Below are 18477 nucleotides of genomic sequence, written 5' to 3' on the forward strand. Positions count from 1 at the left end.
AAAAATAAAAACAAGCACTTAACAAATTTCCTCTTTCTCCCCCTCCTAGTCGCTTACGCGATCTACGAGATGATTCAGAGATTAGAGACGTTTAATAGCCTCTTTTAATCTAACATCATCTGGAAATTGCTTTACTGCGTTACCCCAAATTTGTTTAGCTTCTTCTCTTCTATCCATCGCCCACAATACCTCCCCTAAATGTAAAGCATTTTCTGCGGCAGCATACGGGTCTTGTTCAGCAAGATTGGTTTTTTCGACCAATTCCATAGCACGCTGTAGGTATTCTAAAGCCTCTGGATATTTGCCCATGCGGTAAAAAAGCCAACCCATGCTGTCAACAATATACGGACTATCAGGCTCTAATTCTAAAGCTCGTTTTAACAAACCATGAGCTTCTGTGTAATGATCTTTCATTTCTCTGTCAATTATCGTGAAACCAAGGCTGTTTAGTGTATTAGACAAATCACTTTGTGCTTGGGCATCCGTGGGGTCGGACGCGGCGAGTCGTTCACAAATCTCAAGACTCTGTTGGTAAGCGCGCAACGCGTCGTTGGCATTGCCTAAGCGTAACTGCACGTCGCCTATCTTGTTATAACTAATCGACAAATCGCGTTGTGCTTGGGCATCCGTGGGGTCGGACGCGGCGAGTCGTTCAGAAATTTCAAAATCCTGTTGGTAAGTGCGCAGCGCGTCGTTGGCATTGCCTAAGCGTAACTGCACATCGCCTATTTTGGTATAACCCCATGCTAAATCACTTTGTGCTTGGGCATCCGTGGGGTCGGACGCGGCGAGTCGTTGACGAATCTCAAGACTCTGTTGGTAAGCGCGCAGCGCGTCGTTGGCATTGCCTAAGCGTAACTGCACGTCGCCTATTCTCTCGTGACTAATAGACAAATCGCGTTGAGCTTGGGCATCCGTGGGGTCGGACGCGGCGAGTCGTTGACGAATCTCAAGACTCTGTTGGTAGGCTTGCAGCGCGTCCTGTGCCTGTCCTAAGCGTAACTGCACGTCGCCTATCTTGTTATAACTAATCGACAAATCGCGTTGTGCTTGGGCATCCGTGGGGTCGGACGCGGCGAGTCGTTTTAAAATATCATGCGTCTGTTGGTAAGCGCGCAGCGCGTCGTTGGCATTGCCTAAGCGTAACTGCACGTTGCCTATTTTCTCATAGCTGACCGACAAATCGCGTTGTGCTTGGGCATCCGTGGGGTCGGACGCGGCGAGTCGTTCAGCAATTTCCAAATACTGTTGGAAAGCGACAACTGCCTCGTCAATTTTTCCAAATCTTAGCCACATGTCTCCTGTACGACTAAGGTTAGATGCTTTCTCCCGCAAGGCTTCGGGCTTTTCCGAATCAAGGGCGTAAATGCGCTCTAATAACGCCACATTGCCCTGTAGGGTTTTTTCCACAATCGGCTGGGTGCGGGGGATGTTTTTTAGACCATCCACTAATTGATAAGTGAGCGTATGAATAGCTTCTAAAGCAATTTCCTTTTGTTGCGAAGCAATATCACGTTGCTTCACCGCCTCCTGCTCTGCCGTCCAGCCCCAAATCGCCAAACCGCCTGTTATTGTCACCACTACCGACGAAGCAGCAAAGGCCTGCCAAAACCCACGCCGCCGCGCCGCTTCCTGCCGCCGTTTCTCTGCCCCTGGCAAGTTCAACCATATCCACCGCGAATTAAAGGCCCGCGCATAAATCCGATTACGCACCTGCAACACCCCATTTTGATTCAACTTCACCAAACCCATCAAACGTAAACGCGGAATATGCGGATTAAATTCATCATGTTTTATTGTCTTACCACGCAACACTCGACCATACAAATCCAACATCCCTGATTTAATTTCCTCATCGGCTTGACTCACGCCTTCCAAAAACATAATTAAACCCGATAAATTATGATTTGTTTCCCGACAATCTGCACAGAAAAACAAACGCTGACAAATCGCATCGATCTCTTTAATCGAATATTCGCCATTTTCCACTATTTCTTTACATAATAACTGTGTTAAAAAAGGCTGACCGTTAGTCCAATAAAAAACCCGTTTTAACGCTTCATCTTTTTCTTTATCCTCACCAGAGAAAACTGTTTTAAATAACTCCATCTCTTTTAAGTTAAAATCTTCTAAAATAATTATTTTTCCTACATTAAAGGGAGAAATTTCTTTATTCTTAATTAAATCAATAGACAAAGTTGCGCCCAAAAAACAAAAGCGCAATTGTTGAAAAATCGGCTTTTCATCTCTGGCGTTATAAATACTGCGAATGCCTAAGAAAAAATCATCGGTAGAAAAAGGAAAACTTTTTACCAAATCAATTTCATCAATAAAAATAACCAATTCTCCTAAACGTGGCAACAACAGCAACTCAAATAAAGCGTGTAAGCGTGGGATAAAAAGCAAGGTTTCATCTTGATACCAAAAATCCTCCACCTCACGCTGCAAGCCCGTCTCACGCCCGATTTGCACCATCAAAAAGTCGTACCATTCCTCTGCTTTAAGCTGTCCTGCATTCGTGCCGATACGGTTCAAATCCATAAAAACCACGGTCAAACCGTCATGACGCAACAAATCAACGACCCGTTTCGCCACTGATGTCTTACCCATTTGGCGACTGGTGAGAACATGGCAATATTCCCCCGCCCGCAAATTGTCGTATAAAATCTGATCACTTTTACGCACAACGTAGCTCTTGGCATCTGCCATCACTGCGCCACCTATGGCAAAAAAAGAAGGGGTTGTCATGTCATTAACTCCTGTGGTGAAAAAAACAAAAAATTTAAGCAAAATGAGCCGTTAAATAATCCTTATATAACCGACATCGAAAACGCGGATATTCTACAGAACCCGCAATAATTCCCGCACTGCGCAAACGTGAAAATAAACGTTGTGATTCTACTTTTCCCGTCTTAATAAATTCTTTAATGGCTGCTTGCAATTCATGACCTGTTTCTTGAGAAAGAAGATACACAATACGCTTTAAATGATCCGATAATGCCGTATCATGATTCTTGATGTACAGCAAAAAATCATAATAAGATAGCTTTCTAATTACCATATCATTTAAAATGCAACGCGACAAATAAGGTTGGCCGCCTGTAAATTCTAAAAACTCCTCTAATTCTCCCCGATATAAAATTGAACCATAATGCTGATTTAACACGCTCAATTGTGCCAAATCAAAATCCTCAACAGGAATTTTTGAACCGATATTAAAAGGCGATTGCGTAATGTCTTTAATAAACAAATAAGGTTCAGTCGAATAAGCCAGCGCAATGGTTAAGCGATGACAAGGGCTATCAGGGCGTAAACTGCGGTCATTATGCCACGAACGAAACAGCGAAAACACATCATCACTAAACGAATGCGCCAAAATTCTATCGGCTTCATCAATCGCCAATAACACCCGCTGCTGTAAAGGCTGCAACACATAATCCCGAATGTACAGATCAAAATTAACACTGGCTGATCGCCCTTCTCGCCATACTTCTCTGGGGTAAATATCCAATCTTAATTGATCCGCCAGCAATTCCGCAAAAGCAATAAAAAAATCTTTTAAAGAATGCAAATCATGCTGCGAAAAACGTTGAAAATCGACCAATAACACGTGATAACCCATTCTCCGCGCCATATCAATTCCCCGCGCCAATAAAGACGTTTTCCCGACCTGTCTTGCGCCTTTAATGAGCAAAGCCGAATCACCGCGTTCAAAACAGCTTTTAAACGACTCATCACACAAGCGTTCAACATAAAAAGCAGAGTCTAATGGAATGGCACCTGTCACCATTTCCAATTCATAAGGACGGTGATATTTTTCACTAAGTTGCTGCAATAAAGAACCGAAAGCCTCTTCTAATTCTTTACGTACATTTTCAATATCAAGAACCTGAATATTAGACAATAAATTGCTCACCTCTTGCGGAACATCTTCCAATTTTTTGGCACTCACGCCCACCAATAAACTGCAATTTTTCTGTGCAATCTGATAAGCCGAATCCAACAAATCCAACAACTGCGCGCTATATACCGAATAAGGCGACAAACAAAATACAATCCAATCCGCTCGTGTTAAAGAGGGGATTTTATCCAATTGATGCAACAATTCAACTTGATAATTCGCTTGTGTTTTCAACAAATTAGCCAAAGCGGTCGCATATTGTTTATCCCGAACCTCCAATGCGCTGTACAACACCACCACCCGACATTGACGTACAGCCAATGAAGTACTGGGCGATTCCAGTATTGCATCGGGATAACCCATATCCACTAAAAATTCTCGTTTTTCCTCTCCCTGTAAGCGAAATACTCGCTCTGCCAAAACCAAAACATGTTCTTGTTTCAACGGGTTAGCCAACATCCCTTTCAACCAATCACTCACTGCTTTGCGGCTCACGCCCGTAGCGGCGGCGAGATCAACTTGTCTGATATTGCCGCGTTCCATGTGTCGTTTTAAGACCCGTGCGGTCTGTTCTCCGATGGGGCTTGTCATTAAGGTTTACCTCTTCTTTACAAAAACTTCACTGGGGGAATTCGTGCTTCACAAAAAGTATCCCACAGCCATGATTACAAGTCAAATACTTCACTCATTAACGCCGTTCATTCACAAACAATAAACCATTTCATTACAAAATTGCTTTATTTCTAATTAACAAAAAGACAATTAAAAACAATGAGTTAAAAATTAATCTTTTCCTCAACACACGGCGTTAATTCAAAGCAGTGTGTTTATCCCATTAACACTCAAGTTGAGGAATTGATCATGAGCTTAAATGAAATGGTGGTGGATGCCTTTAACGGCTTAACCCCGAATTTAACCCAAATTTATCGTGACGCATCTCCCAGAACACTAGACGGCTGGCGGCGTGAACAGATTACATTGGTGAGTGGCAGTGGTGCATTGGCGTGCATCGTTCCGGGCGCGCACTTAGCGGCTTTGGGTGCGGATGTGATGTTTTTGATGAATCGTATGTCAACATGTAGTTTTGGTATTGGTGCGATTCGTGGTTTTGACACAGGCTGCGGCAATTTTTTAGAAAGCGAAGACTTCGCCAACGTATTAGCGGTGTGGTCTAAAGACAGTCAAGTGATGGCTGCCATCACCAGCAAAGGTGCAGCAGATTTAGCGATAAAAGTGGGCGGTAAAGTCGGCAGCAAGCTGATCGCCAAACACCTTGCGGTGGGGCTTGGCTTGATGGTGGGTAAGAAATTGGGCGGTAAATTAGGGGCGAAAGTGGGCGCGAAATTAGGCTCTAAATTCGCGGCGAAAGCAGGCGCAGGCATTATTCCCTTATTAGGGCCTATCGTGGGGGGTGGCATTAATGCTTATTTTGTCAGCAGCATTGCCGATGCCGCAGACGAATATTATCGCTTTAAATGCGACGTTTCACGCCGCTTACACTAAGGAGAAATATCATGATTCATTTTGCCTTAGTTCCAGTTGGATTATTGGTCGCCATTAAAGCCTATTTAATTGCTCATGGCACGGCTATCGCCACCAAAATTATTATTGCCGCTATCATTGCATGGATGGCAGGAAATTCTCCTAAAAAAGCCGCGTTAAAAGCAGGCGCAACTGAATCCGCGGCCGATTTATTACAAGATTTTTTTAATGGTCGTTAAGCCATTTTAACAAAAAAACGTTACCTCATTTGGGGTAACGTTTTTATTTTTTCTATACGCAATGCTTTAAAAATCTTAATTCAAACCATCCTTAGTGGGTTTTAAGTCAAAAAAATCCGCGCGAGATGTTTTGAGCTTGTTTGGTAATAAATACCAGATTATTTTTATTCCCGAACAGGCGACTGTAAATCCATGTGTTCTAAACGAAAGCCCATTAAAAATAAGCTCGCGCCATAAATCGCCATGCCTAAGAAAATCCATAAAAATAATCCAGTCACACGCTCAAAAATAGACGCATTAAACCAAAATTGCGCATCCCCCGCTCCCCACCATAAAACCACCCCCATCATCACACAAGACCCACCCACTTGTAACAATAAACGCGGCCAATGAGAAAGTGGCATAAAAACATGATTTTTTCTTAAACTAAAATACAATAAAGCCGCATTTAATAAAGCCGCTAATGAAGTGGCTAATGCCAATCCTGTGTGTTGCAGAGGAATAATAAATAATAAGTTTAAAGTCATATTCGCCACCATCGCCATAATGGCAATGCGCACCGGCGTGCGAGTGTCCTGACGCGAATAAAAACCCGAAGCCAACACCTTAATCAACACAAAAGCCGGTAAACCCACCGCATAAGCCATTAAACTATAACTGGTCATCGTGACATCGTGTTGCGAAAATTGACCGTAATTAAACAAGGTCGCCAACATAGGAATAGCCAAAAGCATTAAACCTAACATGGCCGGTAAAGTCACCACAAAAACCCAGCGTAAAGCCCAATCTAATGTCGCATTAAACAAAGTCATTTCTTTTAAAGCGACTGTTTTCGATAAATTAGGTAAAATAACAGTGGCTAATGCCAAACCAAAAACGCCCACAGGAAATTCCATCAACCGATCCGAATAATAAAGCCAAGATACACTGCCCGTCACCAGAAAAGAAGCCATTAAAGTATCGACTAATAAATTAATTTGCGTCACCGAAACACCCAATAATGCAGGTAACATTAACGTATAAATTCGCTTCACTCCCGCATCCTGCCAATCGATTCGCGGCCGCGGCAACATCCCCAAACGACGCAAAAAAGGCAATTGAAACAACAACTGCACGATTCCCGCCACAAAAACCCCCCACGCCAATGCCGTAATAGGCTCATCAAAATAAGGCGCAAACACCGTGGCCGCCACAATTAAACAAATATTTAATAAAACAGGCGTAAAAGCAGGAATAGAAAAATAGCCAAAAGTATTTAAAATACTTCCTGCAAAAGCCGTTAATGCCACGAATAATAAATAAGGGAAAGTAATGCGTAATAGATCAATCGTTAATTGATATTTATCGCCGTGTTGAGTAAAGCCAGGGGCGAAAATTAACACCAGAATTGGAGCCAGTATTAAACCCGATAATGTCACTAAAAATAACACACTGGCCATTGTCCCAGCGACACGGTCAACCAAATGCTTGACTTCTTGTGGATCGCGTTGGGCTTTATACTCACTTAATACGGGAACAAAAGCCTGAGAAAATGCCCCCTCCGCAAACAATCGCCGCATAAAATTAGGAATTTTAAAAGCCACTAAAAACGCATCTGTACTCGCCCCCGCCCCAAAACTGTGAGCAATCACCACGTCGCGCATAAAACCCATAATACGCGAAATTAAGGTCACTCCACCGACAGTGGCAGCCGATTTCATTAATTTTTTACTCAGAATAAAAACCTCATCGTGGTGTCATTGAATTTAAAAAAATTTATTGCATTGTTGCATTATCGCAATAGTAAGCCATTAAGTCCGCACCGCTCACAATAACCCAGAAAAAGGCTGCACCGTCACCCAATCTCCAGCCGCTACAGTGCCTTGTGTTTCGGGGAGCAGAATAAAACAATTCCCCTCACTCATCGAACGTAAAATGCCTGATCCTTGTTGATGACTGATTTCAACACACCATTGACCCGTTTCATCTTGACTTAAAAAACCCCGCGGGAATTCTGAACGGCCGGGCTTTTTCTTAAAAGTAAATAAACTTTTCGCTTGAATAGTCGGCGTAATTAACGGATTTATTTCGCCTTGTAAATAGCGCAACAACGGCAACACAAATTGATAAAACGTCACCATCACCGCCACAGGATTACCGGGCAACCCTAAAAAAGCCATATTTTTAACCTGTCCAAACGCCAAAGGACGGCCGGGCTTCATGGCAATTTTCCAAAAAGCAATATTACCCAATTCGGACAATACCGCTTTGGTAAAATCTGCTTCTCCCACTGAAACGCCCCCCGACGTAATGAGTACATCGGCATGACTGGCCGCTTGTTGTACTGCATCGGTGAGAATGGCGCGATCATCGCGTACCACACCCATGTCGATCACTTCCACGCCGGCACGCATTAACATCCCGTATATCGTATAACGATTGCTGTCGTAAATCTGCCCTTCTTGTAAAAATTCACCTAAACTACGCAATTCATCACCGGTAGAAAAAAAAGCCACCCGCAATCTACGTATCACTTTTACTTCTACAATACCCAAAGAAGCCAATAAACCCAACTCCGGCGGTAAAATCAAGCGTCCAGCCGACAACACCGGCTCTCCGCAGGCTAAATCTTCGCCGGCATGGCGTACATTTTGGCCGGGGCGTTCTTGCGCACTGATCTGTATCCAATCGCCATCAACGCGCACATTTTCTTGCATGACTACAGTGTCTGTGCCATCGGGTAAACACGCACCCGTCATAATACGCACACACTGCCCTGCCGGGACTGTATCCGCAAACGGTCGCCCCGCCCACGCCACTCCGATTTGTCGTAAGGTAACGCTCCCCTCCGCGGGCAAATCCGCGCCACGCAAGGCGTAACCATCCATTGCTGCATTCGTATGCGATGGAACATTGATAGGACAAACAATCACTTGTGCCAAAACTCGCCCCAAAGCCTGACGTAATGGCACATATTCCGTTTCGGTCAAAGGGCGCAATGCCGCATACATTTGCGCCAAAGCCTGTTCAACACGCAACACGCCAATATCCTGATCATCGGCACAACTGGGTTGTTTTGTGAAATTCATAGCGATACCAAAATAAAATCATTCATAAAAATTTTTGCCTAAAGCCGATTTAACGCGGATTAATATCGCGCAAATGTCGCCCCACGGCCAACCACGCGCCCGCTAAACCTAAAAAAATCCCAGCCGCTAATAATAATAAACTGCTACGCCAATCAAAACGCATTAACGTAAATTCACTATAATAAAGCGCAGTTAATTGCTGCACCGGATGTTCTAATAAAGCAAAAGCCAAATAAACCAATAACCACGCGATAATCGCCCCCAATAAACCATACCAAAAACCGCTGTATAAAAATGGGCGACGAATAAAGCCATCGGTTGCGCCAAAGAGTTTATTAATTTCAATTTCTTCGCGGCGATTTTCAATGGACAAACGAATGGTATTGCCCACCACTAATAATACTGTTAATGCCAATAATCCCGCTAACACCAATACGCCCCGTTTGGCAATTTCTAACATAGCCGATAAACGCTGCAACCAACGCATATCGTGTTGAGCAATATCGACGGCAGGCAATTGGGCTAAATCGTCTAACAAACTTTGGGGAGGCGCATGGCCTTCAGTCGTTTGTTTTGGTTGAATGACTAATACCGCAGGCAGGGGGTTTTGATTTAAAGCGGTTAATGCGTCGGAAAATCCCGATAAATTTCGGTATTCTTGCAAGGCTTGTTCTGGCAAAATCACTTGTACACTTTGAATATCAGCACGTTGTGACAACTGATCAGACAGAGTTTGGATGGCTTCAGGCGTGGCATCGGCTTGTAAAAACAAGGAAATTTGCAGCGTTCCGCCCCAATTTCGACTGATATTCTGCACATTTTCCAACAACAAATAAAATCCCGCCGGCAACGCTAAGGCCACCCCAATCACGGCCGCAGCCATGATATTTTGCAAGGGCGCACGGGCAAATTGTCCCAAACTGGAAAAAAAAACGTAAAAGTGATGGGTCAGCCACGCATGACTGCCGGTGCTGTTGTTATTCGCGGCAGTACGCGGCTTGGCGGCGGGAGCTTTGGGAGGCGCGGGCGGCCGATACGGTGTAGTGCTACGCGAAGCAGAGGGACGTGCAACTTTCATTTATGGTTGTGGTACTGTATCACCAATCAGGTTGCCTTCTTGTAAAATTAATGTGCGACAACCCATCGTCTTAATAAGATTGAGTGCGTGCGACGCAATCAGTACCGTCACACCCACTCGATTAAATTCACGGAATAACTCCATGATTTCTAAAGCCATTGCAGGGTCTAAATTGCCTGTCGGTTCATCCGCCAATAACACAGGGGGTTTATGCACCACCGCTCGCGCAATGCCTACGCGCTGTTGTTGACCGCTGGAAAGGGTAATGGGGTAACTTTTTTCTTTATTCAACAAGCCCACTTTGTCCAACGCCGCTCGCACCCGTCGCCGAATTTCTGGCAAACGAAAACCCGCAATCACCAAAGGTAAGGCCACATTGTCAAACACGGTGTAATCCGCAAGCAGACGATGTTCTTGAAAAGTCATCCCAATACTACGGCGTAAATCAGGAATTCGACTCCGCGGCAAGCGGGTTAAATATTGTCCATTGACCAAAACTTGCCCAATTGTACAACGCTCAATCAGAGGAATTAAACGCAATAAGGTACTTTTCCCCGCACCCGAATGTCCCGTTAAAAATACCATTTCGCCTCGATCCACGTGAAAATTCACCTGTTTTAAGGCATCGTAACCATTGGGATAACGTTTGGTCACATCGGTAAAAGTGATCATAATGCTCGTTTAAGCCGCAGATTCTCGATTAAATAACGCATCAACAAATTCTTCTGCAACAAAAGGCCGTAAATCGTCGATGCCCTCGCCCACGCCAATAAAACGAATGGGCAATTTTAATTGTTGTGCCACCGCAAAGACAATGCCACCTTTTGCCGTGCCATCTAATTTGGTCAACGCAATCCCCGAAACCGCAACCGCTTGGTGAAATAAACGCGCTTGGCTTAACGCATTTTGTCCCGTCCCCGCGTCTAACACCAGTAACACTTCATGGGGAGCTTGGGGATCGATTTTGTTGAGTACTCGTTTTACTTTTTTCAATTCTTCCATTAAATTATCTTTGGTCTGCAAACGGCCAGCGGTGTCTGCAATGAGTACATCGACACCGCGAGAGGTGGCCGCTTGTAATCCATCAAAAATCACCGAAGCCGAATCAGCGCGGCCACTTTGGGCAATGACGGGGACTTGATTACGTTCTCCCCAGACTTGCAATTGTTCTACAGCAGCGGCTCTGAAGGTATCTCCAGCCGCTAAGAGGACAGATAAACCTTGATGTTGATAATAATGAGCGAGTTTACCAATCGTTGTGGTTTTGCCCGCGCCATTGACTCCCACCATAAGTATCACATAAGGTTTACCTGATTCGGCGCGCGGCGGAATCACTAACGGTTGTGTCACTGGTGCGATGATCGCGGTCATGTCCGCTTTTAATGTGTTAAATAAGGATTGCGGATCAGTGAGTTCTTTACGGGATAAACGTTGTGTTAATCCATTGATCAAGGTTTGTGTTGCGTCAACGCCCACATCCGCGCTTAACAATAGCGTTTCAATTTCGTCTAACAAATCATCATCAATGGTTTTACGTCCTAAAATCAAGTTTTGTAGTCCTTGACTCAAGGAATGGCGCGTGCGACTCAAGCCTTGTTTTAAACGTTGTAACCAACTGCGACGCGGTGTTTCTTCGGTCGAAACGTTGGGTGTGCTGACGACTTCAGTTTCTGCTACCGTTTCAGGGGTTTTATTTTTGCCAAATCCAAACATAATGATCCAAGGGGCTATGTATTTTTTGTTGGGTAGAACGAGAGAATAACACGTTGATTAAACAAACAATTCCGCTAACACCCGCTCCGGCGATAAATCCCGCAAACAACGCAAATGTTGCAACGGACATTGTCTTTTAAAACAAGGACTACACGGCAAGGATAAACTGATCACCGTCGCCTGCGGATGCAAAGGGGGAGTCATTTTTGGATCAGAAGAACCAAATAAGGCAATTAATCGCCGATCCAATGCGGCTGCGAGGTGCATTAACCCCGAATCATTACTGATCACCACCTGTGCTAAGGCTAATAAATCCACAGCCTCGGTTAAATGGGTGCGACCGCATAAATTAATCACGTGGGGATGGTTAGCTTGTTTTACAATTATTTGCGCGCTGGCCGCATCTTTTTGTGAACCGAATAACCACACTTGCCCATTTTTTTGTTGTGCGTAGGTTTTAGCCACAATGGCGAAATACTCAGCAGGCCAGCGTTTTGCTTCTCCGTACTCCGCTCCCGCTGCCAACGCCAATAAGGGACGCGTGGGATCATACGCTAATTGTAAGCGCGACAAAGCCGCATCCGCCGCGTGAGGGTGTAAGCGAGGATACGGTAAAGTGGCCGTTTCCACTCCCGCCAAAGCAACAAACTGCTCAACGGTACGCGGAGTGCGGGTTTTGTCTAAATGGTAAACGTCATTGAGCAGCCCATAACGCCATTCCCCTAAGTAACCTGTGCGCTGTGGAATTTTCGCCCAAAAGGGAATTAAGGCCGATTTCCACGAATTCGGTAAAACAATCGCCTGTTGATAAACGACTGATTGTAATTTTTTTCCCCACATTCGCCGCTCCGACCAGCCGAAACGACCGTGTGCCAGATCATGTGTCCACGTTTGGCGTACTTCTGGCATTCGTTGCAACAAGCCTTCGCTCCACTGCGGAGCCAATACGTCAATCTGGCACATCGGCTGTTGTTGGCGCAAGACCATCAACAGGCTTTGCGCCATCACCATATCGCCTACCCATGAGGGGCCAACCAGTAAGATTTGTCTCACGTGAGAATATTTACGCGGCTTGGGAAGCGTGATCGGTTAAAACATATTCCGTACCACAATAAGGGCAGCGAATTCGTCCGTTTTTAGTTTCATTGATGGGTAAAAAAACCCGCGGGTGCGAATTCCACAAACTGGTTCCGGGCAGCGGACAATGCAAGGGTAAATCGGCTTGTTTGACTTCACACAGTTTTTTATCATTGGGCGTGAGATTAGTTTTGGGATGGCTCATTTTATGTTCCTTTTAGACAAATTAAACAACGGTCAACCAATCCGCATGATCAGGATGGCGGCCTTGAACAGCATCAAAATAAAGGGTTTGCAATTGTTCCGTGATCGGCCCCCGCGTACCTGAACCAATGGCACGGCGATCTAATTCTCGAATCGGAGTCACTTCAGCCGCTGTTCCAGTAAAAAAGGCTTCGTCAGCGATATACACTTCATCGCGTGTGATGCGTTTTTCAATCACCGTTAAATCTAAAGATTTTGCCAACGTTAAAATAGTCGCACGGGTAATGCCATTTAATGCTGAGGTTAAATCGGGCGTATAAAGCACGCCATCTCGAATAATAAAAATATTTTCTCCGCTGCCCTCTGCCACGTAGCCTTCCGCATCTAACAATAAGGCTTCGTCGTAACCACAGGCTAAGGCTTCTTGTAAGGCTAACATAGAATTCATGTAATTGCCGTTGGCTTTGGCTTTGCACATGGTAATATTGACATGATGGCGCGTGTAAGAAGACGTGCGCACACGAATACCTTGTTCTAAAGCCTGATTGCCTAAATACGTTCCCCATGTCCACGCGGCCACCATGACGTGTACTTTTAAATTATCGGCACGTAATCCCATGCCTTCTGATCCGTAAAAACACATGGGACGGATATAAGCGGTGTCTAAACCATTTTCCCGTACCACTTGCACAATGGCTTGATTTAACGTGTCTTTATCGCAAGGCATAGGCATATTTAAAATATGTGCCGAATCGAATAAACGGCGCGTGTGTTCGGGCAGGCGAAAAATCGCCGTACCGCGGGGCGTTTGGTAAGCGCGCACGCCTTCAAAAACGCCCATACCGTAATGCAATGTATGGGTTAAAACATGGACTTTTGCCTCGCGCCACGGCACCATTTCCCCATCCAACCAGATGACCCCGTCTCGATCTGCCATTGTCATGGCCATTGTGACTCTCCTTTCATCAAAACTAAATTCCTAACTTACGCAATAATAACAGAGATAACCCCCCTGTTTTTAATCACGTGATGTTATCCCTTGTTTCTCTTTAAAGCAACGATGTCAGTGAAAAGAAAAAGTACTCACCGACACACAGCCACTATACGGGCTATTTCGTAGTTCAAGCGCACACCCCGATTTCATAGCCAAAAGGAGTTTAGGCGACTGCTAAAAATCCTCCTGCAAATTCACCCGCATCCAAGCCCACATCAATAGCATCAATAGGGCAAAACCAAGCGGAATCGCATAAAGCGGCGTTTGTTGAAGATAAATTCGGCTATCGGCCTCTGTTTTTAACAAATTATCGCTAATATGTTGATAAACGCCGGCTAATGCTTGTAAATCGGTGGCGGGAAAATATTGTCCGCCAGTTAATTCGGCGATTTCTCGCAACGCATTTTCATTTAATCCTTGCGCTAATAAATCCACACTGCCCACGCCAATCGCATAAATGCGAATCTCATATTGTTTGGCTAATTCTGCGGCTTTACGCGGATGCAAACGCCCTGCATTATTATCCCCATCCGTCAAGAGAATTAAAGCCCGTGATTCACTTGGCCGCTCGCGCAATTTTTTCACCGCTAAACCAATCGCATCACCAATCGCTGTTTCTCGCCCAACCATTCCTAAAGTGGCTCGGCTTAATAACGTGCGAATGGCTTGAATATCTAACGTTAAAGGAGCTTGCAAATGCGCGTGATCCGCAAATAAAACCAATCCCACCCGATCCCCTTGGCGATATTGAATAAAACGATCCAGCACGATTTTAGCCGCTTGCAAACGGTCTAATTGCGTGCCATCAGGCGCAACAAAATCACGATAACGCATAGACCCCGATAAATCTAAAGCCAACATTAAATCATAACCGTCTTTTTTCACTTCCACCGTTTTATCCAACCATTGCGGATACATTAAGGCCAAAGTTAAACCCAACCACGCAAAAGCCAATAACCAAAAAGATCGCTTTATTCCTGTTTTTTTCTCAACAGGCTTGGTGTGTTGAAACGCCAAAGCAATCGCCTGAATATAAGGCAAACGAATTTCAGGAATCACTTGTCTATGATGTAAAGACATCGGCCAAAATCGGTAAATTAACCACGGTAAAGGCAATAAAATAATTAACCAAGGCCATTGAAAACTAAACATAAGCAAATCCAATATTATTTTTTAATACATAGCCGCAGATTTTAAACGATTCGCTTTTAAGCGTTCCACATGTTGTCGCAAGATTTCCCACGCAAACAAGCATAAAAATAAACACCCCCAAAATTTCGCCAAATCTTCCATTGATAAACGCAACAGCATTTGCGCAGGAAAAAAACCATCAACAATAATCATCACGCCAAACATCAATGCGCCCAAAAATAAAAAAGTCAATGCCGAAGGCGTGCGCTGCTTTAACGCCCCTAAACGAAACAACAACAATAATTCCACCAAACCCACCGCTAATAATAAATAAGCATCTTCCATATTGAGCCAACGCCCTACCCGTTCATGTACCATAAATCGCTCGTCAAAACCTAAGCTAAAAAACATTACAATTTGTGACCAAAAAAACCAATATTCTCGTCGCTCTCGCTGTTGATCAATACACAATAAAGAAATCGCAAATAATAACGCCGAAGCCCATAATAAAAAAGTAGTAAATACCGTGTTAATTCCAAAAAATAAAACTTGTCCTTGTTGAATATCTCCCAAAAAATTCCGCACAAAATCCTGCGAAGTCTTCCATTCAATCACCATTAAAGTGACCGTGTAAATTGTGGTCAAAGAAAAAATAACATAGTGCAAAGGACGCATTCCATTACCTCGTCTTGAATAAAGTTAAAACCCTTCTGATCGCCCACTCATCTGACAAAAATTTTGGCGCAATGTTCAACAATAAATATCACAGAACTCTTTGTTATTCCTAATTTTTTATCCTTGTTAATGCAAAGGTCATGCGTTTTCATCAGATAAAGGGCTTTATTTTTTCAACAAATTAAGCCAATATTATCAACACGCAAGATAGCTTTATTTAAGCATTAACACAAGTTTTAAGCGTAATTTATTGTAAAATAACATATTTTAAGAGCTGGATGAATATAAATATGACCAATCGCAGCCGCAGTAGAAAACCTGTTTATTCTTCACGTCGCCCATTGCGTGGTACGGGGCGCACCCGTCCATCGCCTTCACGGTGGTTTATTTTCCGCTTACGTTGGGTGATTTTGGTATTGCTGATGGTGCCTGTGTTCAGCTATGTTAGCGTATTAGATGCCGAAGTGCGCGAAGTTTTTGAAGGCAAACGCTGGGCTTTACCCGCACGAGTCTACGCACGCCCCTTAGAGATATACGCGGGCATGAAGTTACCTCCCGCCTTGTTGGCCGAAGAATTAGAAGCCATCGGCTATAAAAAAAATCAAGCCCTCTCCGAACCCGGCCATTATATACGAAAAGGAAATACATTGGTGGTTCGCACCCGCGAATTTCAATTTTGGGATGGCGTGGAGCAGTCAACAGAATTACAAATTTGTTTTAATGACGATACGGTCAGCGAATTGGTGAATTTGCGAGAAAAACGACGGCTGTCTTTAGCCAGAATTGAACCTAAATTAATCGGTAAAATTTATCCTACTCATAATGAAGATCGCGTATTGGTAAAATTGGACGAAGTGCCACCTTTATTAATCCAATCTTTAATTGCCAGTGAAGACCGACAATTTTTTGAACATAACGGCATTAGTATGCGTGGCATTGCGCGTGCCTTTTTGCAAAATATTAAACAAGGTGCTGTCGTGCAAGGCGGCAGTACCATTACTCAGCAGTTGGTAAAAAACTTTTATCTTTCTCCCGAAAGAACCTTGAATCGAAAAATGAATGAAGCCATGATGTCATTATTATTAGAATGGCATTATTCTAAAGAACAAATTTTAGAAGCCTATTTAAATGAAGTGTTCTTAGGCCAAGACGGCAGCCGTGCCATTCATGGCGTTGGTTTGGCTTCATGGTTTTATTTTAATAAACCCGTCGGCCAATTAAAACTGCATGAAGTGGCTTTAATCACCAGTTTAATTCGCGGAGCTTCTCAATACAATCCGCGTCGTAACCCCGACCGCGCTATTCAACGTCGTAATCTTATTTTAGATTTAATGGCACAACTCAACATGATCGGTTCACCCGACGCAGAGCTGGCCAAAGCAGAACCGTTGGGCGTAATAGAAAAACCCATTGATCGCAATCAATCCCCTTATCCTGCTTTTCTGCAATTGGTCAGACAACAAGTACAACAAGATTATCGAGACGAAGATTTGCGTTCTGAAGGTTTACAAATTTTCACCACCTTAGACCCTGTTGTACAAGGGATGGCGGAAAAAGCCATGTCGCAAGGAATTGCCCGTTTGGAGCGGGAAAATCGTGGCTCGCGCAATCTACAAGGGGCAATGCTGGTCACAGGAAGCGAAAGTGGAGAAATTTTGGCCATGGTCAATGGCAAAGATTCGCAGTTTGCTGGTTTTAACCGACCTATGGAAGCCCAACGACAAATTGGTTCTCTCATCAAAGTGGCTGTTTACTTGGCGGCATTGGAAGATTTTCGCACCTATTCTTTGGTTTCAACCCTCAAAGATATGGCTTATGAATGGCACAATAAAAACAGTCGTGAAGTCTGGCGACCCAAAAACTACGATAACCGCGAACACGGCCGAGTGCCTTTGCATTACGCTTTAGCCAATTCTTTCAACTTAGCGACTGTGCATTTAGGCATGGAATTGGGTTTGGACAGTATTAAGAAAACGCTGCAACGCATGGGTGTAGAACGAGACTTTCAAATGTATCCTTCAACGTTGTTAGGAAGTTTGGAATTATCTCCGTTGGAAGTGACCCAAATGTACCAAACTTTGGCCAGTGGTGGCTTTCGCGTGCCATTGCGGGCGATTCGTAATGTGTTGACTCACGATGGTAAACCATTACAACGTTATGCGTTATCGGTGGAACAACGGTTTGATTCTACAGTAGTTTTCTTGTTAAATCATGCTTTACAATTGGCCGTGCGCGAAGGGACAGGCCGTCAAGTCGCAAGAAACTTACCAGAAGATATGGTGGTGTCAGGTAAAACAGGGACTAGTAACAGTCTGCGTGACAGTTGGTTTGCGGGATTTGACAGCCAAATGTTGGCCGTGACATGGATTGGGCGTGACGACAACAAACCTACAGGACTCAGTGGTTCTAGTGGTGCGATGCGCGTTTGGCGTGAGTTTATCGATAACTTGGCTCCACGTCCTTATCCCCCCGTAGAACCAAGTCCTTTGCAATGGCGTTGGGTCGATTATAAAACAGGTCGTTGGAGTACGCGAGGAGCGCGGGGCGCAGTAAAACTGCCGTTTATCACGGATCGCCTTGCAGGCGCAGATAATCTCATGCAAAACTCAGCGCAATCCGCTTTTATGGAATAAATCACGTCTTTTCCATAGACTAAATTTTGCCTCAATCAGAATCGTCAGAATTTTAGAAATTCTGACGATTCTGAAGGTTGGCAAAAAATTTTTATGAATGGCTTGATTTTGATATAGTAGGCGACAGGGGTGGAATGGAAGTCTTGTGTGGTGTTTCTCGACAATGCCCTCACTCATACCCGCTCTGCTTTTTCAAAGCAACTTGACAAATGGGGTTCATGCGGCATTCTTTCTGTTTTAGATAAAAATACTTTCTATTTTCATGATCCAATTTTTGAATAT

Annotated in this window: 15 protein-coding genes; 3 read left to right on the forward strand and 12 right to left on the reverse strand. The window is 44.2% G+C overall.

Features of this window, described 5'->3' with window-relative positions; genetic code table 11:
* Positions 1–81: 81 nt before the first annotated feature.
* Together TPSD3_RS03825 and TPSD3_RS03830 are read right to left on the reverse strand one after the other, a co-directional pair.
* On the reverse strand, positions 82–2748 hold the full coding sequence (locus TPSD3_RS03825) for an AAA-like domain-containing protein (RefSeq protein ID WP_086487257.1): 2667 nt from the start codon (positions 2746–2748) through the stop codon (positions 82–84).
* 34 nt (positions 2749–2782) lie between these two features.
* Entirely contained in the window at positions 2783–4492 is a 1710-nt protein-coding gene (locus TPSD3_RS03830; RefSeq protein WP_086487258.1) for an AAA-like domain-containing protein, read from the reverse strand.
* Positions 4493–4762: 270 nt separating this feature from the next.
* Between TPSD3_RS03830 and TPSD3_RS03835 the strand changes: the two genes are divergently transcribed.
* Together TPSD3_RS03835 and TPSD3_RS03840 are read left to right on the forward strand one after the other, a co-directional pair.
* Positions 4763–5404, forward strand: coding sequence for a hypothetical protein (locus tag TPSD3_RS03835; protein WP_086487259.1), 642 nt, complete (start codon positions 4763–4765; stop codon positions 5402–5404).
* Positions 5405–5415: 11 nt separating this feature from the next.
* Complete coding sequence (locus TPSD3_RS03840; RefSeq protein WP_086487260.1) at positions 5416–5622, forward strand: hypothetical protein; 207 nt, start codon at positions 5416–5418, stop codon at positions 5620–5622.
* Positions 5623–5786: 164 nt separating this feature from the next.
* Here the strand turns inward: TPSD3_RS03840 and murJ are convergent, their stop codons facing one another.
* The 10 genes from murJ to TPSD3_RS03890 all read right to left on the reverse strand — a co-directional run bounded on the left by murJ (position 5787) and on the right by TPSD3_RS03890 (position 15562).
* Entirely contained in the window at positions 5787–7322 is a 1536-nt protein-coding gene (murJ, locus tag TPSD3_RS03845) for a murein biosynthesis integral membrane protein MurJ (RefSeq protein WP_176329713.1), read from the reverse strand.
* Positions 7323–7427: 105 nt separating this feature from the next.
* Positions 7428–8690: a molybdopterin molybdotransferase MoeA gene (moeA, locus tag TPSD3_RS03850; protein ID WP_086487262.1), complete on the reverse strand. Its 1263-nt coding sequence runs from the start codon at positions 8688–8690 to the stop codon at positions 7428–7430.
* 49 nt (positions 8691–8739) lie between these two features.
* The gene (ftsX, locus tag TPSD3_RS03855) at positions 8740–9768 is read right to left on the reverse strand and encodes a permease-like cell division protein FtsX (RefSeq protein WP_086487263.1); all 1029 of its coding nucleotides are present in this window, start codon (positions 9766–9768) and stop codon (positions 8740–8742) included.
* Positions 9769–10440 (reverse strand): cell division ATP-binding protein FtsE, encoded by a 672-nt coding sequence (gene ftsE, locus TPSD3_RS03860; RefSeq protein WP_086487264.1) that lies wholly within the window; start codon positions 10438–10440, stop codon positions 9769–9771.
* A gap of 9 nt (positions 10441–10449) precedes the next feature.
* Positions 10450–11481 (reverse strand): signal recognition particle-docking protein FtsY, encoded by a 1032-nt coding sequence (gene ftsY, locus TPSD3_RS03865; RefSeq protein ID WP_086487265.1) that lies wholly within the window; start codon positions 11479–11481, stop codon positions 10450–10452.
* 57 nt (positions 11482–11538) lie between these two features.
* Entirely contained in the window at positions 11539–12534 is a 996-nt protein-coding gene (waaF, locus tag TPSD3_RS03870) for a lipopolysaccharide heptosyltransferase II (RefSeq protein WP_217884363.1), read from the reverse strand.
* A 10-nt stretch (positions 12535–12544) separates the two neighbouring features.
* Entirely contained in the window at positions 12545–12763 is a 219-nt protein-coding gene (locus TPSD3_RS03875; RefSeq protein WP_086487267.1) for a zinc-finger domain-containing protein, read from the reverse strand.
* A 21-nt stretch (positions 12764–12784) separates the two neighbouring features.
* Positions 12785–13705, reverse strand: a complete 921-nt coding sequence (locus tag TPSD3_RS03880; protein WP_086487372.1) for a branched-chain amino acid transaminase — start codon at positions 13703–13705, stop codon at positions 12785–12787.
* 225 nt (positions 13706–13930) lie between these two features.
* Positions 13931–14908, reverse strand: a complete 978-nt coding sequence (locus TPSD3_RS03885) for a VWA domain-containing protein (protein WP_086487268.1) — start codon at positions 14906–14908, stop codon at positions 13931–13933.
* 21 nt (positions 14909–14929) lie between these two features.
* Positions 14930–15562, reverse strand: coding sequence for a hypothetical protein (locus tag TPSD3_RS03890; RefSeq protein WP_086487269.1), 633 nt, complete (start codon positions 15560–15562; stop codon positions 14930–14932).
* 290 nt (positions 15563–15852) lie between these two features.
* Between TPSD3_RS03890 and mrcB the strand changes: the two genes are divergently transcribed.
* Positions 15853–18195 carry a penicillin-binding protein 1B gene (mrcB, locus tag TPSD3_RS03895; protein ID WP_086487270.1) on the forward strand — a complete coding sequence of 781 codons (2343 nt, stop codon included), beginning with the start codon at positions 15853–15855 and terminating at the stop codon, positions 18193–18195.
* The last annotated feature ends 282 nt before the right edge of the window (positions 18196–18477 follow it).

Origin of the sequence: Thioflexithrix psekupsensis, assembly GCF_002149925.1 — a bacterium.
Taxonomy (GTDB): Bacteria; Pseudomonadota; Gammaproteobacteria; order Beggiatoales; family Beggiatoaceae; genus Thioflexithrix; species Thioflexithrix psekupsensis.